At 68.8% G+C, this 21,317-nt stretch carries 26 protein-coding genes and 1 riboswitch; of the genes, 12 read left to right on the top strand and 14 right to left on the bottom strand.

Annotation, left to right across the window (positions count from 1 at the left end):
* Positions 1 to 45: 45 nt before the first annotated feature.
* The gene (locus RMCB_RS03505) at positions 46 to 2,337 is read right to left on the bottom strand and encodes a helicase-associated domain-containing protein (RefSeq protein ID WP_062827638.1); all 2,292 of its coding nucleotides are present in this window, start codon (positions 2,335 to 2,337) and stop codon (positions 46 to 48) included.
* A 69-nt stretch (positions 2,338 to 2,406) separates the two neighbouring features.
* On the opposite strand from RMCB_RS03505, the gene RMCB_RS03500 reads away from it, so the two are divergent.
* Genes RMCB_RS03500 through RMCB_RS03485 form a run of 4 tightly spaced genes read left to right on the top strand, consistent with a single transcriptional unit; the run spans position 2,407 to position 4,015 of the window.
* Positions 2,407 to 2,604: a hypothetical protein gene (locus tag RMCB_RS03500; protein WP_029369742.1), complete on the top strand. Its 198-nt coding sequence runs from the start codon at positions 2,407 to 2,409 to the stop codon at positions 2,602 to 2,604.
* A gap of 2 nt (positions 2,605 to 2,606) precedes the next feature.
* Positions 2,607 to 3,086, top strand: a complete 480-nt coding sequence (gene moaC, locus RMCB_RS03495; protein ID WP_062827637.1) for a cyclic pyranopterin monophosphate synthase MoaC — start codon at positions 2,607 to 2,609, stop codon at positions 3,084 to 3,086.
* Complete coding sequence (locus RMCB_RS03490) at positions 3,059 to 3,562, top strand: MogA/MoaB family molybdenum cofactor biosynthesis protein (protein ID WP_062827636.1); 504 nt, start codon at positions 3,059 to 3,061, stop codon at positions 3,560 to 3,562. Before moaC ends, RMCB_RS03490 begins: the two co-directional genes overlap by 28 nt.
* A gap of 24 nt (positions 3,563 to 3,586) precedes the next feature.
* On the top strand, positions 3,587 to 4,015 hold the full coding sequence (locus RMCB_RS03485; protein WP_062827742.1) for a molybdenum cofactor biosynthesis protein MoaE: 429 nt from the start codon (positions 3,587 to 3,589) through the stop codon (positions 4,013 to 4,015).
* A gap of 6 nt (positions 4,016 to 4,021) precedes the next feature.
* Here the strand turns inward: RMCB_RS03485 and RMCB_RS03480 are convergent, their stop codons facing one another.
* From RMCB_RS03480 to RMCB_RS03465, 4 genes are all read right to left on the bottom strand, one after another.
* The gene (locus RMCB_RS03480) at positions 4,022 to 4,741 is read right to left on the bottom strand and encodes a transglycosylase family protein (protein ID WP_062827635.1); all 720 of its coding nucleotides are present in this window, start codon (positions 4,739 to 4,741) and stop codon (positions 4,022 to 4,024) included.
* A gap of 8 nt (positions 4,742 to 4,749) precedes the next feature.
* Positions 4,750 to 4,933, bottom strand: a riboswitch (cyclic di-AMP (ydaO/yuaA leader).
* Positions 4,934 to 5,181: 248 nt separating this feature from the next.
* Entirely contained in the window at positions 5,182 to 5,442 is a 261-nt protein-coding gene (locus RMCB_RS03475; protein ID WP_062827634.1) for a MoaD/ThiS family protein, read from the bottom strand.
* A 2-nt stretch (positions 5,443 to 5,444) separates the two neighbouring features.
* On the bottom strand, positions 5,445 to 6,518 hold the full coding sequence (gene moaA, locus RMCB_RS03470; RefSeq protein WP_062827633.1) for a GTP 3',8-cyclase MoaA: 1,074 nt from the start codon (positions 6,516 to 6,518) through the stop codon (positions 5,445 to 5,447).
* A complete protein-coding gene (locus RMCB_RS03465; protein ID WP_029369735.1) occupies positions 6,515 to 6,907 on the bottom strand; it encodes a YccF domain-containing protein in 393 nt (130 codons plus the stop codon). The genes moaA and RMCB_RS03465 overlap by 4 nt, the downstream gene beginning before the upstream one ends.
* A 162-nt stretch (positions 6,908 to 7,069) precedes the next feature.
* Between RMCB_RS03465 and RMCB_RS03460 the strand changes: the two genes are divergently transcribed.
* Together RMCB_RS03460 and RMCB_RS03455 are read left to right on the top strand one after the other, a co-directional pair.
* Positions 7,070 to 7,480, top strand: coding sequence for a cold-shock protein (locus tag RMCB_RS03460; protein ID WP_029369734.1), 411 nt, complete (start codon positions 7,070 to 7,072; stop codon positions 7,478 to 7,480).
* A 27-nt stretch (positions 7,481 to 7,507) separates the two neighbouring features.
* Positions 7,508 to 8,545, top strand: coding sequence for a glutathione S-transferase family protein (locus RMCB_RS03455; RefSeq protein ID WP_062827632.1), 1,038 nt, complete (start codon positions 7,508 to 7,510; stop codon positions 8,543 to 8,545).
* On the opposite strand, the gene RMCB_RS03450 is transcribed toward RMCB_RS03455, so the two are convergent.
* Complete coding sequence (locus tag RMCB_RS03450; RefSeq protein WP_062827631.1) at positions 8,530 to 9,036, bottom strand: DUF2771 domain-containing protein; 507 nt, start codon at positions 9,034 to 9,036, stop codon at positions 8,530 to 8,532. The genes RMCB_RS03455 and RMCB_RS03450 overlap by 16 nt on opposite strands.
* The gene (locus RMCB_RS03445; RefSeq protein ID WP_109784163.1) at positions 9,033 to 10,619 is read right to left on the bottom strand and encodes an MFS transporter; all 1,587 of its coding nucleotides are present in this window, start codon (positions 10,617 to 10,619) and stop codon (positions 9,033 to 9,035) included. The genes RMCB_RS03450 and RMCB_RS03445 overlap by 4 nt, the downstream gene beginning before the upstream one ends.
* A gap of 328 nt (positions 10,620 to 10,947) precedes the next feature.
* Here RMCB_RS03445 and RMCB_RS03440 point away from each other — a divergent pair, with 328 nt between their 5' ends.
* A complete protein-coding gene (locus RMCB_RS03440; protein ID WP_109784164.1) occupies positions 10,948 to 11,649 on the top strand; it encodes a DUF3027 domain-containing protein in 702 nt (233 codons plus the stop codon).
* On the opposite strand, the gene RMCB_RS03435 is transcribed toward RMCB_RS03440, so the two are convergent.
* Both RMCB_RS03435 and RMCB_RS03430 read right to left on the bottom strand, forming a co-directional pair.
* Positions 11,646 to 12,098: an SRPBCC family protein gene (locus RMCB_RS03435; protein WP_062827629.1), complete on the bottom strand. Its 453-nt coding sequence runs from the start codon at positions 12,096 to 12,098 to the stop codon at positions 11,646 to 11,648. The two genes, RMCB_RS03440 and RMCB_RS03435, sit on opposite strands and share 4 nt — an antisense overlap.
* Before the next feature lie 8 nt (positions 12,099 to 12,106).
* Positions 12,107 to 12,352 (bottom strand): DUF2530 domain-containing protein, encoded by a 246-nt coding sequence (locus tag RMCB_RS03430; RefSeq protein ID WP_029369728.1) that lies wholly within the window; start codon positions 12,350 to 12,352, stop codon positions 12,107 to 12,109.
* Between the two features lie 55 nt (positions 12,353 to 12,407).
* Here RMCB_RS03430 and RMCB_RS03425 point away from each other — a divergent pair, with 55 nt between their 5' ends.
* The 3 genes from RMCB_RS03425 to RMCB_RS03415 are packed head-to-tail and all read left to right on the top strand — an operon-like array spanning position 12,408 to position 13,948.
* On the top strand, positions 12,408 to 12,839 hold the full coding sequence (locus RMCB_RS03425) for an Rv0880 family HTH-type transcriptional regulator (protein ID WP_062827628.1): 432 nt from the start codon (positions 12,408 to 12,410) through the stop codon (positions 12,837 to 12,839).
* On the top strand, positions 12,836 to 13,663 hold the full coding sequence (locus tag RMCB_RS03420; protein ID WP_029369726.1) for a TrmH family RNA methyltransferase: 828 nt from the start codon (positions 12,836 to 12,838) through the stop codon (positions 13,661 to 13,663). The genes RMCB_RS03425 and RMCB_RS03420 overlap by 4 nt, the downstream gene beginning before the upstream one ends.
* A gap of 9 nt (positions 13,664 to 13,672) precedes the next feature.
* A complete protein-coding gene (locus RMCB_RS03415; RefSeq protein WP_062827627.1) occupies positions 13,673 to 13,948 on the top strand; it encodes a DUF2537 domain-containing protein in 276 nt (91 codons plus the stop codon).
* A gap of 4 nt (positions 13,949 to 13,952) precedes the next feature.
* On the opposite strand, the gene RMCB_RS03410 is transcribed toward RMCB_RS03415, so the two are convergent.
* The 5 genes from RMCB_RS03410 to map all read right to left on the bottom strand — a co-directional run bounded on the left by RMCB_RS03410 (position 13,953) and on the right by map (position 18,488).
* Entirely contained in the window at positions 13,953 to 14,870 is a 918-nt protein-coding gene (locus tag RMCB_RS03410) for a class I SAM-dependent methyltransferase (RefSeq protein WP_062827626.1), read from the bottom strand.
* A gap of 44 nt (positions 14,871 to 14,914) precedes the next feature.
* Positions 14,915 to 15,706 carry a TIGR03620 family F420-dependent LLM class oxidoreductase gene (locus RMCB_RS03405; RefSeq protein WP_062827625.1) on the bottom strand — a complete coding sequence of 264 codons (792 nt, stop codon included), beginning with the start codon at positions 15,704 to 15,706 and terminating at the stop codon, positions 14,915 to 14,917.
* Positions 15,707 to 15,745: 39 nt separating this feature from the next.
* Entirely contained in the window at positions 15,746 to 16,540 is a 795-nt protein-coding gene (gene sepH, locus RMCB_RS03400; protein WP_029369722.1) for a septation protein SepH, read from the bottom strand.
* A 67-nt stretch (positions 16,541 to 16,607) separates the two neighbouring features.
* A complete protein-coding gene (gene serC / locus RMCB_RS03395) occupies positions 16,608 to 17,714 on the bottom strand; it encodes a phosphoserine transaminase (protein ID WP_062827624.1) in 1,107 nt (368 codons plus the stop codon).
* 9 nt (positions 17,715 to 17,723) lie between these two features.
* Entirely contained in the window at positions 17,724 to 18,488 is a 765-nt protein-coding gene (gene map / locus RMCB_RS03390; protein WP_029369720.1) for a type I methionyl aminopeptidase, read from the bottom strand.
* A 120-nt stretch (positions 18,489 to 18,608) separates the two neighbouring features.
* Between map and RMCB_RS03385 the strand changes: the two genes are divergently transcribed.
* Together RMCB_RS03385 and RMCB_RS03380 are read left to right on the top strand one after the other, a co-directional pair.
* Positions 18,609 to 19,625, top strand: coding sequence for an AurF N-oxygenase family protein (locus RMCB_RS03385; protein ID WP_062827623.1), 1,017 nt, complete (start codon positions 18,609 to 18,611; stop codon positions 19,623 to 19,625).
* 18 nt (positions 19,626 to 19,643) lie between these two features.
* On the top strand, positions 19,644 to 21,308 hold the full coding sequence (locus RMCB_RS03380; protein ID WP_062827622.1) for a 4Fe-4S binding protein: 1,665 nt from the start codon (positions 19,644 to 19,646) through the stop codon (positions 21,306 to 21,308).
* The last annotated feature ends 9 nt before the right edge of the window (positions 21,309 to 21,317 follow it).

Raw genomic sequence — 21,317 nt, 5'->3', positions numbered from 1 at the left:
CGTGAACGGTTCTGTGGATGAGCTGTGCCCAAGCTGTTCGCCGGGTTAGTCGTCGTCGGCCGACACCACGGAAGTGACTCGGTGAATCGCGAATTCCCGCACCCGCCCCGCGGCGGGATCGTAAGCGGTCAACTGGCCGCCCCGGATGTTGATCGGGGCCACCACGCGCTGGGTGGCGACGCCCGCGGGGTCGACGTACCCGATGAGCACCGAAGTCTGGGCGATCGCGGCGTCCTGCAGTTGGGTGATGGCCACCGCGGGATCCAGCCGTACGTTGGCGAACGGCCCGCTGGACACCTTGCGCAGCACCGCGATGATGGCCGAGAGCGTCTGCGTGGTCGGAGGTGTCGAGGGCCGGTGCACCCGGCGCCGCGTGGGGGCGGCGACGCGGTAGCCGAGCGCCTGGATGTCGACGATGGCGCCCGACGAATCCTCGGCCGCCGGGGCGAACCCGGCGTCGCGCAGCCCGGCCAGGACGTCGGAGATCGGGGCCTGTGACACCGCGACGGTCGGGGCGAGCAGGCGCAGCTCGAGGCGCTCAGTGGCCGACGATGCCACCGCCTGCGCCAGCAGTGCGGCGTCCTCACACCGCACGAACGACGACGCCATCCCGACCCGCAGCTGCCCGTGCCTGCGGGCGACGTCGTCGATGAGATACGTCAAGCCTTGCGGGACAGGGGTTTTGGAGTGTTTCTCGAAGAGGCTGTGCAGTTCGCCCGCAGTGCGCCCAGCATCCAGCGCGTGCCGCACCGAGGCCTCGGTGATGCGGTACACCATGGCAGCGCCTGCCGATTCGACGGTCGCCACCGTCGCCAACTTCTCGGCCAGTTCACGTTCCAGCGGCCCCGGCACGATCACGGTGAGGTCCGCCTGCAGCAGGAAGTGATCGAGTGGCTTCGGCAGCACCTTGGCCATCGTCGCCAGCACGTCGTCGTCCGGATCGTCGGCCAGCAGCCCGCGTCCGGGCGTGCTGATGGCTCCGCGTCCGGCCAGACCCACCGCGTGCGCCTCGTCCAGCAGGTTGCCGACGGTGGACGGCTGCAGGCGGGCCGACCAGCGGGGCCGATGCCAGATCATGGCCCGCGATGCCTCGGCCGCGTCGACACCGGTGCCCGGTGGCAGCTCGGCGAGCACCGTGAGCAGGAGTCGGCGATCCAACGGTGCCGCAGTGGAGAACAGCGAATCCGACAGTGCGGCAAAGGGTTTGCCGTCAGGTCCGCGGGAGCCGATCAACGCGGGACGGGCCTGCAGGTCCAGCCAGGTCGAGGCGATCAGCTGCCAGCGCGCCGCCGTCGGCGATTCCACGAAACGATCCGCGGTCACCGTCGGCGCCCAGTACGGCCCCGTGCCCTCGCCCGGGTCCGGATCGGGCATGCCGACGGCGATGAGCCCGGCCGTCGCCGCCAACTCCAGGATGAGTCCGAGCCGCGGCTCGTCGATCCCGGTGGCCTTGGCCAGCCGTTTCACGTCGCGCACCCCGAGCCCACCGTTGCGCAGCTCGGGAACCGGTGCGGCGCTGAGGGTTTCGATCACCACCTCGATCTCACGCAGCAGGTCGATGGCGGCCCCGGCGGCGACGGCGTCCACGTCGGCGGCGGTCGTGGTGGTCGACTGCAGCGTTGGCACCGCCAACTGCATGGGGCCCGGGACCTCACCCCGCAGTGACTGGGCGACGAGCCGCGGCAGGATCACGGTCTCGTCGTCGATCCGGCGCAGCAGACCGGCTGCCAAAAGCCTTGGCACCGGCCGGTCGGCAGGGGTGTCGGGAGCGGCATCGCGGGTGCGCCCCACCGGCGAACCCTCCACCAGGCGCGCCAGCAGTTCTTTCTGGGGATCGTCGAGATCGGCCAGCTGCTCGGCGATCTCGTCGGCACTGCGGTCAGCCGCCTCCAACGTGGCCTGGCCCGGGTACCACGGCAGCGACCCCGTCACCTCGGGGGCCACCCGCACCTCCTCCGCGCCCCAGACGAGCGCCCGCTCGCGCAGATCGTCGATCGCGGCGCGGATCGCGTCGGCATCGCCGCGCTCGCCCAGCAGCTCGATCACCTCGGCGACCGCCACCGCCGCTGAGTCGGCGTGCAACACCAGCAACGCATCGAGCACCGCCAGGTGCAGGAAGTCGAGGCCGTCGGTGGCCGCCTTGACCGACTGCCGGGACAGGGCCCTCGCGGCCAGCGCCGCCAGGCTGGCGGGAGGCGGCTGCGTCAGGTCCGCGCGCAGCTGCAGAATCCGCAGGAGTCCCTCGTCGGGGAGCTCGGCCAGCCAGGCGCCCAGCGGGATCCCGGCGCTCGGCCGGGTCGCGGCGCTCCTGTCCTCCGAAGGAGTCTTCGCGGTCATATCCTGACCAGCGTAAAGCAGCGCACAGGTGACATGCCGGTCTCGCCTCCGGATGTCTGGCCTGCCACAATGTGGGGCGTGGCTGACAATAAGAAGAATCAGTACGTCGACAACGGCTGGCCGGTACTGAGCGACGGCGACGATCACGCCGTCAGCGAACTGGCGACCGACCGCACCGGCGCCCTGTCTCCGTTCGGGGACGTGACCTTCCCCGTGCCGGCAGAAACCCTGCCGTTCATTCAGTCGGTCACCGTCGTCAACCGGTAACGGTGGGCCTGTCGCACCTCGACGAGACCGGGGCGGCGCACATGGTCGACGTCACCGCCAAGAACGTCACCAAGCGCACCGCCGTGGCAGCGGGCTGCCTGCTGACCACCGCCGAAGTGGTCGCGCTGATCGCCTCGGGCGGGCTGCCCAAGGGTGATGCGCTCGCGACCGCCCGCGTCGCCGGCATCCTGGCGGCCAAGCGCACCTCCGACCTGATCCCGCTGTGTCATCAGTTGGCACTCACCGGTGTCGACGTCGACTTCGGCATCGGTACCGACAGGGTGGACATCACCGCGACCGTGCGCAGCACCGACCGCACGGGCGTCGAGATGGAGGCGCTGACCGCCGTCAGCGTGGCCGGGCTGACGCTCTACGACATGATCAAGGCCGTCGATCCGGCGGCTCGCCTCGACCAGATCCGGGTACTGCGCAAAGAGGGCGGTAAAACGGGTCTATGGACTCCAGACACTCCACCGGCGTAACCCGTTCGGCCCGCGTGGTTATCGCGTCGACGCGGGCGGCAGCCGGGATATACGACGACCGCACCGGCCCCATGATCGTCGGGTGGCTCGCGGACCGCGGCTACGACGTGACCGAGCAGGTGGTCGTGGCCGACGGCGCCGCGGTCGCCGCTGCGCTGCGCTCCGCGCTGGCCGAACACATCGACGTGATCATCACCTCCGGCGGTACCGGCATCTCGCCGACCGACCGCACCCCCGAAGCCACCATGGCGGTGCTGGACTATCAGGTGGTCGGTCTGGCCGACGCCATCCGGCGCTCAGGCGGCCACAAAGTCCCCACGTCGGTGCTGTCGCGGGGCGTGTGCGGCGTCTCCGGGCGCACCCTGATCGTGAACCTGCCGGGTTCTCCGGGCGGCGTGAAAGATGGCCTCGGCGTGCTCGATCACGTGTTGGAGCATGCGCTGGATCAGCTGAGCGGCCGGGACCACACTCGATGAGCGCGTGAAGAGGAGATGTCGAAGATGAGCGCTGTCGTCGCCCGGGTGGCGGTCACCGAGGACCCCATCGACTTGTCCGAACACGAGGCGCTGGTGGCACATGAGGCCGCAGGCGCCGTCGTCGGATTCTCCGGGGTGGTCCGCGACCATGACGGCGGCCGGTCGGTGGCGCGGCTGGAGTACTCCGCCCACCCGACCGCCCTGCAGACGTTGCAGGCGGTTGCGGCCGAAATCGCCGCGGACAGCGCCGGAGTGCGGGCCATCGCGGTCAGTCACCGCATCGGAGCCCTGAAAATAGGCGACGCCGCCCTGGTGGCCGCTGTGGCAGCGGACCATCGCAGGGCGGCGTTCGAAACCTGTGCCCGGCTCGTCGACACCGTCAAAGAACGTCTACCGGTGTGGAAGCACCAGCACTTCGCCGACGGTACCGACGAGTGGGTCAACTCGGCCTGAGCGAACTCAGCCGATGAGCACGTTGCCGTGCAGGCCTTGCTTCTCGATGGCCTGCTGGATCTGCTCCGAGTAGGAGACGGGCTGAGCGTCCACAGGAGCGGGCGCCTCGGCCGGGGGAGCTTCGGGGGCCGGAGCCTGCAGCGCGGCGTCGGTGACGGGCGCTGCGGCGGGCGGCGGCACGTCAGCCGGGGCCGGAGCCTCGGGAGCCGGGGGCAGGTCCTGCGGAGCGGGCGGGGGAGCGTCGGGAGCCGGGGCGGCGGAGGGATCGAACGCGGCGGGCTCGACGGCGGGTGCGTCGGGAGCATTGACGGCCGGGTTGTCCAGCGGCTGCGGCTGATTGACCACGTTGCGCGGGGTCGCGCCCGACAGGCCGTGGCCGCAGACAGGCCAGGCGCCCTTGCCCTGGCTCGCCAGAACGCGCTCGGCGACGGCGATCTGCTGATCCTTGGTGGCCATGTTCGCGGCCGGGGCGAACTGGCCGCCACCGTGGGCCGACCAGGTGCTCGGCGAGAACTGCAGCCCGCCCTGGTAGCCGTTGCCGGTGTTGATGGCCCAGTTGCCGCCTGACTCACAACGAGCCACGGTGTCCCATTCGCCGTCGGTAGCGGCCGACGCCTGGCTTGCCAGGGCGAGGCTGCCGCCGGCGAGCGCAACGCCGGTTACGGCGAACTTGGCGACGTTCTTGGCAGATGAAGAAGTAGTGGGCTTGCGATGCCGTCCACTCATGAGCGTGCAGGTCCTCTCGTATGCGCCCACGAGGTCAGCTGTCGGGTTCGGGCTGGAGAGGTAGCCCGGCCGGCGACGTCGAAACGGCGACGGCTTCACCCCAAGGGGCCGCAAGCGGCTCCTGGTCCTTGTAGCTCGGTGGACCGGTGGGTCCCCCGCCTCCATCCAAGTTGTGTTCGTCGTGTAACCACTCGCCCGATGGATGGAGCTCGGCGCAATCGGGGTGGTAGGTCATCCGATACGGGGTCAGTTGACTTGGGAATGAAGGTAACGGCTCGTCGCGGCCTCGTCATCTTTTGTCGCTTCGGGCGTTTTCCCGCTCGGCAAAACTTAAAAGATCATTAAAGGTGCAGGTTGCTGAAGCGTTTCCGCAGGTCGCAGGTTCGATCCACCCGCTCGTAGCCAGCTCGTGACCATTTCGTTATGTGATGCAAATCACGTTATCCGCCGGCGAACGGGGGTAACACATCAAGGGTCTGCGGCGTTGTCACCGCGCTCGATGTGTCGCGCACCGCGACGCCATCGCACAGGTAGGAGCACCGTTTCAGTACTCGTGCGAGTTCTGGCTTGCCTTCGCCGAGCCGTCCGACGAGTTCCTCGATGGTCGTTCCCGATTTGAGACCTAACGTTTCGGTCTCGACGCCCGCAGCGGCCGCCGCGGCGGCGAAATACCGGACCGTCACCTCGACGGTGGCTGTCATCATCAACCCCCGATCGCGCTCATCGGCCGCGCCGGTTGCACGAAGCTCGGATCGTTGATGCCGTGGCCGGCCGGCTTGGCCCACATGGCGCTGCGCCACGCGGCCTCGATCGCAGCGTCGTCCGCACCGGAGCGCAGCAGACCCCGCAGATCGGTCTCCTCGGTGGAGAACAGGCAGCTGCGGATCTGGCCGTCGGCGGTCAGTCGTGTGCGGTCGCAGGCCGAACAGAAGGCGTGCGACACCGAGGCGATCACCCCTACCGTGCCGCCCGGATGGGTCGGTCCCGGCGCGACCTGCCACAGCTCGGCAGGCGCCGAGCCACGCGGCCGGGGATCGGGCTGCAAGTCGAAGTGCCGGCGCAGGGTCTGCAGGATGCGGTCGGCGTCGATCACCTCGTCGCGTTTCCAGCTGTGCCCGGCATCCAACGGCATCTGCTCGATGATGCGCAGTTGGTAGCCGTGCTGCAGGCAATACCGCAGCAGCTCCACCGCGTCCTGAAGCCCGGACACGGGGTCGAGCACGGCGTTGACCTTCACCGGTTGCAGCCCGGCGGCCTTGGCCGCCGCCAGGCCTGCGAGCACGTCGGCCAGCCGGTCGCGGCGCGTGATCCGGGCGAAATGCGCGGCGTCGACGCTGTCCAGCGAGACGTTGATGCGGTCCAGCCCCGCTCTGCGCAGCCCCGCGGCGCGGCGGTGCAGCCCGATGCCGTTGGTGGTCAGCGTGATCTCCGGGCGGGGCGTCAACGCCGCGGCCGAGGCCACCACGTCCTCCAGATGACGGGTCACGAGTGGTTCGCCGCCGGTGAAGCGCACGCTGGTGATGCCAAGCCGGGTCACCGCGATGCGCAGCAGGCGCGCGAGTTCATCCGCGCCGAGCAGCGCCTCGCCCGGCAGCCAGTCCAGGCCTTCGGCGGGCATGCAGTACGTGCAGCGCAGGTTGCACCGGTCGGTGAGCGACACGCGCAGGTCGGTCGCGACCCGTCCGTAGGTGTCGACCAGCGGCCCGCTGGCCGGGGCGGGACCAACGGCCGCCCCAGCCGGCTTCACGGTGGGCAATCCGAGTGCGGTGACGGTCATGCGGGCGTCCTCACCGAATCCACCGGCACGATCTCCTTACCGAGCGGCATCAGCGACACCGGGATCAGTTTGAGGTTGGCCAGCGCCAGCGGGATGCCGACGATGGTGATCGCCATCGCGACCGCACTGACCAGGTGGCCGATGGCCAGCCAGATGCCGCACAGCAGAATCCAGATGATGTTGCCGATCAGCGCGCCCGGCCGGGTGCCCGGTTTGTCGACGATGGTCCGGCCGAACGGCCACAGCGCGTAGGACGCGATGCGCAGCGAGGCGAACCCGAAGGGGATGGTGATGATCAGGATGAAGCAGATCAGCGCCGCCAGCAGGTATCCCAGCGCCAGGTACAGGCCGCCGAAGATCAACCAGATGACATTCAGTATCACTCGCATATAGGGCGCATCTCCTCCAGCGGTGGTCCAAGCCTACCGAGTAATGGGGATGAAGGACGCCATGCGGGCCGAGTAGGATCTGCACATCGCGTTCCGGCGCACACCGGAACGCGAACTTTGTGTGTCTCCAGTAGAGCTACCAACGACGAGCAGGTGAGTCCAGTGCCGACCGGCAGGGTTAAGTGGTACGACGCCGAAAAGGGCTTCGGGTTTTTGTCCCAGGAGGAGGGCGAGGACGTCTACGTCCGGTCTTCGGCGTTGCCTTCGGGCATCGAGGCGCTCAAGGCCGGTCAGCGCGTCGAATTCGGGGTGGCCGCAGGTCGTCGTGGTCCTCAGGCATTGAGCCTCAAGCTCATTGACCCGCCGCCGAGCCTGAGCAAGGCTCGCCGGGAAGCTGAGCGTCCCGAGCACAAGCACACGCCAGATGAGCTGCACGGCATGGTTTCGGACATGATCACGCTGCTGGAGGACACGGTGCAGCCCGAGCTGCGCAAGGGCCGCTATCCCGATCGCAAGGTCGCCCGGCGGGTGTCCGAGGTGGTCAAGGCCGTCGCCCGGGAGCTCGACGCCTGACGCGGTGCGACGGGGCAGACTGGGGGTATGACCCAGGGCTCGTACGTCGCCGACAAGTCATCGTCCGGAGGCGAATTCAACCGCGACACCAGCTACATCACCACCCGGATCGACCGGCACGGCAGCGACGGCTATCCCGTCGAGGCCGGCCGCTACCGGCTGGTGGTGGCGCGGGCGTGTCCGTGGGCCAACCGGGCGATCATCGTGCGCAGGCTGCTGGGGCTGGAGGACGCACTGTCCATCGGCTTCTGCGGCCCCACGCATGACGCGCGCAGCTGGACCTTCGACCTCGACCCCGGCGGGCTGGACCCGGTGCTGAAGATCCCGCGGCTGCAGGACGCCTATTTCGCGCGAGATCCGAACTATCCCAAGGGCATTACCGTGCCCGCCATCGTCGACGTGCCGACGGGTGCGGTGGTGACCAACGACTTCGCCCAGATGACGCTGGACTTCTCCACCGAGTGGACCGAGTTCCACCGTGACGGTGCTCCGCAGCTGTACCCCGAAGCGTTGCGCGACGAGATCGACTCGGTCGCCAGGCGCATCTACAACGAGGTCAACAACGGCGTGTACCGCTGCGGTTTCGCCGGTTCGCAAGAGGCGTACGACGCTGCCTACGACCGGTTGTTCACCGCACTCGATTGGCTTTCCGAGCGGTTGGCCACCCAGCGATACCTGGTGGGCGACACCATCACCGAGGCCGACGTGCGGCTGTTCACCACGCTGGCGCGGTTCGACCCCGTGTACCACGGCCATTTCAAGTGCAACCGGTCAAAGCTCAGCGAGATGCCGGTGCTGTGGGCCTATGCCCGTGATCTGTTCCAGACCCCGGGGTTCGGCGACACCATCGATTTCGTGCAGATCAAGCAGCACTACTACATCGTGCATGCCGACATCAACCCGACGCGGATCGTGCCGAAAGGGCCCGAGCTGGCCGACTGGCTCACGCCACACGGCCGGGAGTCGTTGGGCGGCAGGCCGTTCGGCGATGGCACACCGCCCGGGCCGCCGCGCGAGTCCGAACGGGTACCGCGCACGCATGGCGCAGTTCAGGGCGCCGGCTGAGCCTTGTCGGGCCAATTGGTGCGTACCGACCATTCGGCGTGGGGCAGGTCGAACACGTCGCCGTTCTGATCCTGCACCAGCGTGAGCAGCTGCACGGCGATGCCGGTGAGCCGCCCGCGCTGCGGGTCGACCGTCGGAATCGTCACGGCCAGAGTGGTATTCGGGCGGTAGAGCGACAGCGTCGTGTCGACCGGGTTCTCGTAGACCCGGAGCAGCCGCCACGGCGCACGGGCGATTTCGGCGGGCACCGACAGCTGCACGGGGTGCTCCTTGTTGACCCGCAGTTCGCCCTGGTTGCCCGACTGCGTGCAGTCGTTGAGGTTGAGCACCGGGCAGTACCGGAACGGCCCCACCCGGGTCAGATGCCCGTTGCTGTAGGCGCTGATCTTCGGCAGTTCGTCGTGTCCGCGGCTCAGCTGCGCCACCGCCACTGCCGTACCCGCAGCAGCCACCACGACGATCACCGCGAGGATGGCCAGGAATCGCCTCATCGCGGCATGTCCGTCGTGCTCGCCATCGCGGGCCCTCCGCCTTCCTGTTGGGCCAGCACCGGGCGGTTACCGCCGAGGCCGGGGATCAGTGACTCGCCGCGGTAGCTCACGATGGTCTGCGCGAGACCGAGTATCAGCACGGCGGTGATGGTAGTGAACCCGACGGTGAGGTCCGTGTAGATCAGCACCCCCGTCGCGCCGCCGGCCACCCAGGCCAGCTGTAGAACCGATTCGGAGCGGCCGAAGGCCGAGGCGCGCGACTCCTCGGGCAGATCGTCTTGCAGCGACGCGTCCAGCGATGCCTTGGCGATCGCGCTGGCCGCCGAGGTCACCAGCGTGGCGCCCGCCGCGACCAGAAGGTTGCCGGTCAGTGCGGTGGCCAGCGCGACGGCGGTGACGGCGACGGACGCGCGTACGACGAGCTGAGCGGGGTGGCCGAGCTTGAGCCGGGCGGCGGCGATGTTGCCCCCGAAGTTGCCGATGCCCGCGGCCGCTCCGATCAGACCGAGCATCAGCAGCTGCTGCCAGCCGGTTGCGTCGTGCGATTTGGCCACGAAGGCGGGATAGAGGAACAGGAACCCGACCATCACCTTGATGGTGCAGTTGCCCCACAGCGCGGTGATGGTGTTGCGGCCCATGGGCTGGCGCGCGGGCTTGGTCTTGCCCGGACGCCGCAGGTCACCCGGGCCGCCGTGATAACTCAGCGTCGTCGGCACCTCGCCCTCGGTGACCTCGACCCACTTCGGGATCCGCATGGCCAGCACCGCACCGGCCGCGGAGACGACGGCGACGACGTATAGCGCACCGGGCAGGTGCACGACGTTGAGCAGATACTCGGCGCCCGCGGCGATACCGCCGCCGACCACGGTTCCGCCGAGCAGACCGAAGGTGGTCAGCCGGGAGTTGACCCGTACGAGGTCGATGCTCGGCGGCAGCACGCGGGGTGTGACGGCGCTGCGCAGCACCGAGAACGACTTGGAGAGCACCATCATCCCCAGCGCGCACGGGTACAGCACCCACGACGGGTAACTGCCCGAATCGCCGTCGTAGTTGGCGATCAGCACCACGACCAGCACTGTGCGCAGGGCGAACGACGCCGCCAGCGCCACCCTGCGGCCGTGCTGCAACCGGTCGAGGGCGGGCCCGATCAGCGGTGCGATCACGGCGAACGGCGCGATGGTGATCAGCAGGTACAGCGCCACCTTGCTCTTGGATTCACCGCTGGCGGCGGCGAAGAACAACGTGTTGGCCAGGGCGACGGCCATGGCCGCGTCGACGGCGAAGTTGGCCACCACCGGCCAGGTCAGCGCGGTCAGCCCGGACTTGTCCGCACCGTCGGCGGTGGCCGCGCGGTGCACGAACCCATACATCCGCGAGCCCATCTCGCGGCTGCGCGCGGCCGCGGCACGGGTCACCGTCACCTTTTCACCGGCCGCGGACCCGACGCGCGGCTGCGGATCGGAGCGGTCGGAGCGATAGCTGCCGGCCCGCTCGTCGTCCAGCGGCGGCAACCAGCGGTTCGAACTCGGGCCCGATGGCCGGTGGGGGCGCCGGGGCGTCTCGTCGCTGGGGTAATTGGCCATGCCGGGATGCTCCGCGCCACGATCGGCCGGCGGCCGCGGCGGGTAGTAGGTCACCCATCGATTCTCGCTTATCCGGGCCCCGCGGGGCGCACCGGCGACCGGTGTGGCTTTCGACCGAACCGGTCAGGCACTATGGATGGCGATGGAAAGCGTGAGCGAACCTGTCGAGCAATCCGCCGAGCGCGTTTCCGAGCCGGCTGAGGTTGCTGAGCAGGCCGAAACCCCTGAGCAGGCCGTGGAATCCGAGCAGGCACCCGAGGCTGAGCAGGCCCCGCAGGCCGAGGCGGCGACGGATGCTGTGCCTGCGCCGGGCCTTGAGGCGTTGCTGATGGGTACTGTGGATCAGGCGCGCGCGGCGTTGGCCGAGTTCAGCGGCGCGGAGACGGTCGGGGAGTACCTCGGTGCCACGTTCGAGGATCCCAGCTCGGCGACCCATCGCTTCCTGGCGAACCTGACGGGCTACCGCGGCTGGCAGTGGGCTGTCGTGATGGCGGCCTACCCGGGTGCCGACCACGCCACCATCAGTGAACTGGTTCTGGTGCCGGGGCCGACGGCACTGCTGGCGCCGCAATGGGTGCCGTGGCAGGAGCGGGTCCGGCCGGGCGACCTCGGGCCTGGTGACCTGCTGGCTCCGCCGCCCGAGGATCCACGCTTGACCCCCGGTTTCATGGCGACGGGCGACGCCCTGATCGACGACACCGCGGTGGAGCTGGGACTCGGCCGTCGCCAGGTGCTCAGCCCCTTCGGTCGCGCCGAGGCGGCGCAACGCTGGCACGACGGCGACTACGGTCCGGGTTCGGCAATGGCCCGGTCGACCCGCAGGGCGTGTCGCGACTGTGCCTTCTACCTTCCGCTGGGCGGCTCGCTCGGCCTGATGTTCGGCGTGTGCGCCAACGAACTCTCCGCCGACGGCCATGTCGTCGAGGCCAGCTACGGTTGCGGTGCGCACTCGGACACCCCGCAGCCGCCGGGGACGGGTTCCCCGCTGTACGAGCCGTACGACGACGGGGTGCTCGACCTCGCGGACTAGCGCTCGGCGGCCGCCTTGATGCGGGCCAGCGAGGCGTTCATGCCGTCGACGAGTTCGTCCTCGAAGCTCGGGACGCCGCCCATGAACGCACTGACCAGGGCATTGGAGATCGGTTTCACGCCATTCTCGGCGTGGCGGCTCTCGACGAGCCGAGTGCCCGATTCGGTGGGCTGCAGCTCATAGGACCAGATGGTGTTGTTGATGTCGACCTTGAACGCCAGCTTCTGCTGCGGGATGACCTCGACGATGGTGCTGGTCGTGGGCCAGTAGGTGAACTTGCGCTTGTTGAGATTGACCGTGCGGGCGCCGGGGCGCAGCGGCCCGAGCAGCTTCATCACGCGGCATTGCGGGCTCCATTCCGGCATCCGGTTCAGATCCGAGATCAGTGCCCACACCGTATCGACCGGGGCGTCGATGTCGATCTGGGCCTGCAGCAGTGGCGCAGCCATGTTTCTCCTCAGGTCAGTCCGCGTTGGGCACCGCGCGCCCCGCGGCGTACGGCGTGTCGTTGCCACAGGAAGATCGACGTGCCCAGGACTCCGATGGCCAGCCCCGCCAGCGACAGTGGGCGCCAGCTGTGCAGGGCGGGCACGGTGAAGGCCAGGACAGTCGTGATCAGCCATCCTGCCGCGATCACCACGATCACCGGCCACGGCTCAAGGAGCGAGGCGGGCAACGGCGGCGGCTGGGGCTCGTCGGTCATCGCTGACAAACGTACTCGAAGACCGGTGAGCCAGGCACTCAGTACTATTTGCCGTGTGAAAGACCCGAATGCTCGGCTGGCGAGTGACCTGGCCCTGGCCGTCATGCGGTTCACCCGGCAACTGCGGGTCCGGCGCTCGGACTCGGCGGTCTCGCTGACGCAGCTCTCGGCCCTGTCGACATTGGCCAAAGAGGGTTCCATGACACCGGGAGAATTAGCTGTTCGGGAGCAGGTGCGCCCGCCGTCGATGACCAGGGTGATCGCCGCGCTGGCCGAGCAGGGCCTGGTGGAGCGCACCGCGCATCCCCTCGACGGACGCCAGGTCATGGTTTCGGCCCTGCCTGCGGGCGTCAGCCTGATCGAGGCCGAACGTCGGGCCACGCAGGACTGGCTCAAGGAGCGATTGGCTCGGCTGGACCCCGACGAACGCGAAACACTGGTTGCGGCGGCCGATCTGATCTCGGCGATGGTCGACGACGGCGCGTGAGCGCACAACAGGTCATCGACATCGAGGATCCCGCCGACCCGCGTATCGACGATTTCCGCGATCTCAACAGCGTCGATCGGCGGCCGGATCTGCCCAGCGGCAAGGGCCTGGTCATCGCCGAGGGCGTGCTGGTGGTGCAGCGCATGCTGGCCTCGCGGTTCGTGCCGCGTGCACTGCTGGGCACCGACCGGCGGCTCGGCGAGCTGGCCGACGACCTCGCCGGCGTACCGGTGCCGTTCTACCGGGCCAGCGCGGAGGTGATGGCCACCGCCATCGGCTTCCACCTCAACCGGGGCGTGCTGGCCTCGGCGTCACGGCCGCCGGAACTGTCGGTGGCCGACGTGATCGCCGATGCGCGGACCGTGGTGGCGCTCGAGGGCGTCAACGACCACGAGAACCTCGGGTCGATCTTCCGCAACGCGGCGGGGCTCGCGGTGGACGCGGTGGTGTTCGGCGCGGGATGTGCCGACCCGCTATACCGCCGCGCGGTGCGGGTGTCGATGGGCCATGCCCTGCTGGTGCCGTTTGCTCGCGCCCAGTCCTGGCCGGCGGATCTGAAGATATTGCAGGACAACGGGTTTCGTGTCCTCGCCATGACACCGGATGCGGCCGCGGCGACGCTGCCCGAGGCGATGGCGGATCTGCGGTCCGAGCGTGTGGCCATCCTGGTCGGCGCCGAGGGGCCGGGCCTCACCGAGCACACCATGCGGACCAGCGATGTGCGCGTGCGGATCCCGATGTCGCGCGGCACCGATTCGCTCAATGTCGCGACTGCCGCGGCCTTGGCGTTCTATGAACGGGCCAGGCTCTCGGAGCCGACGTAGATTGAATCCGTGACCGACGATTCGACACCGTGGGGGACCGGGCTGACCGTTGCCGGATTCGTGGCCGCGGTGCTTGCGGCGGCCATTGTGGTCCTCGGCCTCGGCCTCACCCGGGTGCACCCACTCCTGGCGATCGGCCTGAACATGGTCGCGGTCGGCGGTCTCGCACCGACCGTGTGGGGTTGGCGGAACCGGCCCGTGTGGCGCTGGTTCGTCCTCGGCGCCGGACTGGGCGTGGCCGTCGGTTGGATAGCCCTGCTGGCAGCGGTCCTGTCGTCGCAGTGAGGTGTCACGCCGGCGCGACGGTCAGCGTCGCGGCGGTGTAGTTGGCATCGACCAGCCCGGCCACCGCGTCGTCGCGGCGGAACGGGACACCGTGGATTGCGAACATCCGCTCGGCCGTGGTGGTTTCGGGTAGCCAGCCGCTGTCCGTGAGGTACTGCGCGACGGCGTTGCGCTCACCGGTGAAGATCAGGTCCGACAGATCGTCGAGTTCCATGCCCTGATCCCTTTGGTGATCGGCCAGCGCCCGCACCCGGTCGTTGTCGAGCTGTGCCTGCTCGGCGACCCAGTCGGTGGCGATGCGGCTGCCGGGTGCGCTCAGTGCGGTGATGTTGTCGAAGAGCCGGTCCTGGGCGTCGGGCGGCAGGTAGCCGAGCAGCCCTTCGGCGATCCAGGCGGTCGGCGCCTGCGGGTCGAAGCCTCGGGCGCGCAGTGCTGCGGGCCAGTCGCGCCGCAGGTCGACGCCGATGGTGTGCAGGTCGGCGGTCGGCGTCGCACCCAGATCGGCCAAGGTACGCGTTTTGAACTCGACGACGGCAGGTTGGTCGAGCTCGAACACCGTCATGCCGTCCGGCCACGACAGTCGGTAGGCGCGCGCATCGAGTCCCGAGGCCAGGATGACGGCCTGCCGGATACCCGCATCGACCGCGGTGAGCAGGAAGTCGTCGAAGTACCGGGTGCGGATCGCCATGCCGTCGGCGATCACCTGCGGATCGAGCGCGTCGGCGTCATCGGTGTCGAGGCGACCCTCGGCCAGCCTCACGTAGTAGTCCACCCCGACGGCGTTCACCAGCGGCTGTGCGAACGGGTCGGAGATCAGCGGATCGGGCACGCGCGACGCCAGCGCCCGCGATGCCGCGACACCGGTGGCGGTGGCGCCGACGCCGCTGGCCAGGTCCCAGGTGTCGTTCTCGGTGCGCGGCATGGCTCCTCCAGATGTATAGCTAGACTAGTTATTAGTCACTATAACTAACTGAGGAGGGTTGCGGCGAGTCGCGTGCGCCACACCACCACGTCGTCGACGCCCAGAATCCGCAAGACCACCTGATCCGCCCCGGCGGCGTGATACTCGGCGATGCGCTGCGCGATCCGCCCGGGCGAACCCCACGCCGCGATGCCGTCGAGCAACCCGTCGCTGACGGTGTCGATATCGGCCGCGGTGAACCCTTGCCGCAGCAGGTTGCGACGGTAGCCGCCCTGCGCCGTCAGAAACTCCAGCGGCCCGGCGGCCGCCCGGCGAGCCGTCTCGCGGTCGGTCACCGGGATCGTCATCAGCAGGACCGCCAGCGTCCGGTCGGGACCCAGCAGCGCCCGGGCGTCGGCGACATAGGCGGGTGTCACCAGGAACGGGTAGGCGCCGCGGGACCGATCGCGCGCGAGCGCCAGCATGTTCGGTCCCAGCGCGGCCAGCACGCGGTTGCCGATACCGACCACGTCCAGCTGGTCGAGGTAGGCGTTGAGCGTGGCGATCGGGCGGGGCCCGTGTGCGCCGCCCAGCCCGACGACGAAGCGGCCGGGGTCGGTGTCTTCGAGCTCGGTGTGGGTGGCGATGACGTCGGCGGCAGGCACCCGCACCACCGGGATGATGCCCGTGGCGACCGCGATCGTGCGGGTCGCGCGCACCGCGACCGAGACCATCGGCAGGTTTCCGGAACGCCAGACTGTGGCATAGCCGAGGCTCTCGGCGTGCTGCGCCTCGTCGGCCACCAGGGCCGGATCATCGGTGAACGGATTGCTGGTCGCCAAGCCGATCGAGGTCATGCATCGACGCTATGACCTCAAGAATGGTTCAGGTCAACCTCAGCGCTGGCCGCCTGACGAGCGCACACCCAGCAGCACGTCCTCCCAGGCCGGCACGGCGGGCCGCGCCTTACGTGACCGTGCGGGCTTCGGGGGCTCCGCGGCGACGGGCTCGGGTTCCTGTACGGGCCGGGCGACCGGCTCGGGGACCGGGGCGGGCGCATCGAAGTCGAGCTGCGGCAGCGACGCCACAGGACGCAGCGGCCGGTTGAAGTCCGGATTGATCAACTCGTGGGCGGTGTCGTCGGATGCGGTGACGGTTCCGCCGTGCGCGCCGGGGGTGAACCGGAAGTGCGCGACGTTGTCGGAGCGCCCTGCCTTCCACGACAGCTGCACGGTCCACCGGCTGTCCTCGTTGCGCCACGCGTCCCAGGTGGTGGCGTCCGGGTCGAGCCCGCGAGCGACCAGGGCCGTGGTCACCGTCTCGAGCAGGGTCAGCACCGCGGGCCCGTCGGCGAGCACGGGATGCGCGGCGGTGGCCAGTTCTGCTGCCCGGGCACGCTCCAAGAGCACCGGGTGAGCGAACCGTTCCACGCGCTCGATCGGTACGCCGGCGGCAGCTGCCAGCTGCTCCACCGAGGCGCCTGCGCGGATCTTGGCTTGAATCTCCTTGGGACGCAGCACGCTGTGCACCTCTAGATCCATCTGGGTTTGATTCGAGGCGACTCGGTCACCACGCGCCGCGGCGCGCAGCCGGTCATCTACGCGCACACTGAACAACTCCGAGGAGTCGTCGGTTTCGCAGATGATGCGCTTGCCGTCGACATCGAGCCCGACGACTTTTAGTTCTCGCATTACCGACCTCCTTGGCGCACCATACTGCGTTATCAGCCCGTAACCGTGCTGACACGCGGTAGCGGCGTCAGAGGCGTTCGACGACCCAGTCCACGCAGCGGGTGAGCGCGCTGACATCGTCCGGGTCGACCGCCGGGAACATGCCGATGCGCAACTGGTTGCGGCCCAGCTTGCGGTACGGCTCGGTGTCGACAATGCCGTTGGCGCGCAACGTCTTTGCCACGGCGGCGGCATCCACGGAGTCATCGAAGTCGATGGTGCCGACCACCTGTGAGCGCAGCGCCGGATCGGTGACGAACGGGGTGGCGAACGAGGTGCCCTCCGCCCACGAGTACAGCCGCTGCGACGAATCCGCGGTGCGCTTGACGGCCCAGTCCAGGCCACCGTTGCCGTTGAGCCAATCGATCTGCTCGGCCAGCAGCACGAGGGTGGCGATGGCCGGGGTGTTGTAGGTCTGGTTCTTGACGCTGTTGTCCACCGCGATCGGCAGGGACAGGAAGTCGGGCACCCAGCGGTCGGTGGCGGCGATGGCCTCGATGCGGGCCAGGGCGGCGGGGGAGAGCACCGCGATCCAGAGGCCGCCGTCGCTGGCGAAGTTCTTCTGCGGGGCGAAGTAGTAGGCGTCGACGTCGGTGATGTCGACCGGCAGCCCGCCGGCAGCCGACGTGGCGTCGATGAGGACGAGCGCGTCGCCGTCGGGACGCTGGACCGGCACCGCGACACCCGTCGAGGTCTCGTTGTGTGCCCACGCGACGACGTCGACCGACGGATCCGAGGTTGGTTCGGGCGCGCTGCCCGGATCGGCCTTGAGGATGATCGGGTCGCCGACGAACGGGTTCTTGGCGACGCACGAGGCGAACTTGCTGCTGAACTCGCCGTAGGTCAGGTGCAGCGAGCGCTTGTCGACCAGGCCGAACGCGGCGGCGTCCCAGAACGCCGTCGAGCCGCCGTTGCCCAGAACCACCTCGTAGCCGTCGGGCAATGAGAACAGCTGACGCAGCCCGTCGCGCACCCGGCCGACGAGGTTCTTCACCGGGGCCTGCCGGTGGCTGGTGCCGAACAGGTCCCCGGCCGCGGCCAGTGCCGTCAGCTGCTCGGGGCGCACCTTGGAGGGTCCGCAGCCGAAGCGTCCGTCTTTCGGCTTGAGGTCGGCGGGGATCGTCAGTTCAGCCATGGGACCAGCTTAAAGTGTCAGAATCTGCGCCCCATCGGGGGTGACGGCGATGGTGTGCTCACTGTGGGCGGCGCGTGCGCCGGTCGCGGTGCGCAGGGTCCAGCCGTCGGAGTCGTGCACGTAGTCGTCGGTCCCGTCGGCGATCAGCATCGGCTCGATGGCGATCACCAGGCCGGCCCGCAGTTTGAGGCCCTTGCCGCGCACGCCCTCGTTGGGGACGTGCGGCGCCTCGTGCATCGTGCGGCCGATGCCGTGACCACCGTGATCGGCGAGCAGGCCGTATCCGGCCTGACGGGCCACGGCCGAGATGGCGTGGCCGACATCACCGAGGGTGTTGCCGGGCCGGGCCGCGGCGATACCGGCCGCGAGCGCGGCGTCGGTGGCCTTGATCAGCTCGGGGTCGCCCGGCCGGGGTGTGCCGACGACGAAACTGCGGGCGGCGTCGCCGCACCAGCCGTTCAAGATTGCCCCGAAGTCCACCGAGACCAGGTCACCGTCGGCGAGCACGGTGTCGTTGGGCACGCCGTGCACGACGGCGTCGTTGACGCTCACGCACAGCACCGCGGGGAACGGGCTGGGGGCCCAGCGGGGGTGGTAGTTGAGGAAGGGGGAGGTGGCCCCATGGGCGGCCAGTACATCGGCGGCAACGCGGTCCAGATCGGCTGTCGTGCGCCCCGGAGCGGCCTGGGCCACCACCGCCCGCAATGCCTCTGCGACGACAGATCCCGCAGCTGCCATGGCCGCTATCTCGGATTCTGTCTTCAGTTCGACCACGTCATCCACCCTCTCGGCAAACTTTTGAAATCCGGCGTAGACATTTAGTCGATACCTGCGGTACCGTTATACACAAGGCAGGTAGATGTAAACCTCATAGGAGAGGGAGAGGTCTGCAACATGGCTCGGACCAAGATGATCAGGCGCTGGCGCAAGAACATGGACGTCACCGACGACACCGAGTACGTCGACATGCTCACCACACTGTCCGAGGGGTCGGTGCGGCGCAACTTCAACCCATACGTCGACATCGAGTGGGACTCGCCGGAGTTTGCTGTGACGCCCAACGATCCCCGCTGGGTGCTGCCCGCGACCGATCCGATCGGTGGCCACCCGTGGTACCAGGCGCAGCCGCTCGAGCGGCAGATCGAGATCGGCATGTGGCGTCAGGCCAACGTCGCCAAGGTCGGTCTGCACTTCGAGAACATCCTGATCCGCGGCCTCATGGAGTACTCGTTCTGGGTGCCCAACGGCTCACCGGAGTACCGGTACTGCCTGCACGAATCCGTCGAGGAGTGCAACCACACCCTGATGTTCCAGGAGATGGTCAACCGCATCGGCAAGGACGTGCCGGGCATGCCGCGGCTGCTCAAGTGGCTGCAGCCGCTGATCCCGCTCGCCGCGGGTCCGCTGCCCATCCCGTTCTTCTTCGGCGTGCTGGCCGGCGAGGAGCCCATCGACCACACCCAGAAGAACGTGCTGCGCGAGGGCAAGGAACTGCACCCGATCATGGAGCGGGTGATGGCCATCCACGTGGCCGAGGAGGCCCGGCATATCTCGTTCGCACACCAGTACCTGCACAAGCGGGTGCCGCATCTGCGCCGCCGTCAGCGGTGGATGCTGTCGCTGTTCGTGCCACTGACCATGCGCATCCTGTGCTCGGCCATCATCGTGCCGCCGCGTGCGTTCTGGAAGGAATTCGACATCCCGCGCTCGGTCCGCAAGGACCTGTTCTTCGATGCGCCGGAGTCCCGCAAGATGCTCCGCGACATGTTCGGTGACGTGCGGATGCTGTGCACCGACACCGGGCTGATGAACCCGATCGCCAAGCTCATGTGGAAGATCTGCAAGATCGACGGACCGCCGAGCCGCTACCGCAGTGAACCGCAGCGCGAGCACCTCGTCGCCGTCGCATAGTCGACGAGAGCCGCCACTGTGCCCCATGTGATCACCCAGTCGTGTTGCAGCGACGGATCCTGTGTCTACGCGTGCCCGGTCAACTGCATTCATCCATCACCGGATGAGCCGGGCTTCGCGACCGCCGAGATGCTCTACATCGATCCCGATGCGTGCGTCGACTGCGGTGCGTGCGTCAGCGCGTGTCCGGTCGGCGCCATCGCGGCGGACACCCGGCTGACCGAGAAGCAGCTGCCGTTCATCGAACTCAATGCCGCGTTCTATCCCAAGCGGGAAGGCAAGCTGCCGCCGACGTCCAAACTCGCGCCGGTTCTCGAGGCGCCGAAGATCGACCGCCGCCCAGGTGGCCCGCTGACCGTGGCCATCGTGGGTTCAGGGCCGGCTGCGATGTACGCCGCCGACGAACTGCTGACGCAAAAAGGCGTGCGCGTCAACGTCTTCGAGAAGCTGCCGACGCCCTACGGCTTGGTGCGGGCCGGTGTTGCGCCCGACCATCAGAGCACCAAGCGGGTGACCAAGCTGTTCGACACCATCGGCAAGCAGCGCAACTTCCGGTTCTTCCTCAACGTCGAGGTCGGCAAGCACCTGACCCACGCCGAGCTGCTCGAACACCATCACGCCGTGCTGTACGCCGTCGGGGCACCCAACGACCGGCGCCTGGACATCGAGGGCATGGACCGCCCGGGCACCGGAACGGCCACCGAGATGGTGGCCTGGATCAACGGGCACCCCGAGTTCACCGATCTGCCCGTGGACCTCACGCACGAACGGGTCGTGATCATCGGCAACGGCAACGTTGCGTTCGACGTGGCCCGGATCCTGACGACTGATCCGGATGTGTTGGCCCGCACCGATATTTCTGATCACGCGCTGGCCACTCTGCGGGGCTCGCGGGTGCAGGAAGTCGTGATTGCCGCGCGCCGCGGCCCGGCGTTCTCGGCATTCACCCTGCCCGAGCTGATCGGGCTGACCTCCACCTGCCAGGTGGTGCTCAGCGCGGCCGATCACGAGCTGGTGCTGCGCGACCTCGCTGCGGCGACAGACCCCTTGACCCGCGGCAAGCTGGAGATCCTCGCCAAGCTGGGCGATGCCTCGGCTCCGATCACCACGCCGCGGATCCGGTTGGCCTACCAGCTGACGCCTCAGCGGGTGCTGGGTGAAACCCGCACGACCGGAGTCGAGTTCGGGCTCACCGGGACGGATCAGACGTGCACCATCGAGGCCGGGCTCGTGCTCACCTCGATCGGCTACCGCGGCAAGGCCATTGACGCGTTGCCGTTCGACGACGACGCCGCCGTCGTCCCGAACGACGGCGGCCGGGTCCGTGGCGCCACCGGTGCGTATGTGGCGGGCTGGATCAAGCGCGGGCCCACCGGTTTCATCGGCACCAACAAGTCGTGTGCGTCGGAGACCGTGCACAACCTCGTCGCCGACTACAACAACGGGGTGCTGGCAGCTCCGGTGCGCAAGCCGGGGGAGCTCGAGAAGCTCGTGCGTAGCCGTCAGCCCGATGTGGTGGACGCCGCGGGATGGCACGCCATCGACGAGGCGGAGATCGCGCGCGGCGGCGACGAGCGTCCCCGCGACAAGTTCACCACCGTCGAGGCCATGCTGGCCGTGGCGGCGACGGCGCCGAAACCGACTGTGCGCCAACGTCTTGCCGCGAGCCTGCAGGCGCACTGAGCTTCGGGC

This window comes from Mycolicibacterium brisbanense, assembly GCF_001570425.1.
Lineage (GTDB): Bacteria > Actinomycetota > Actinomycetes > Mycobacteriales > Mycobacteriaceae > Mycobacterium > Mycobacterium brisbanense.
Note: the sequence above shows the minus strand (reverse complement) of the source record. Positions and strands in the feature narration are given on the sequence as shown.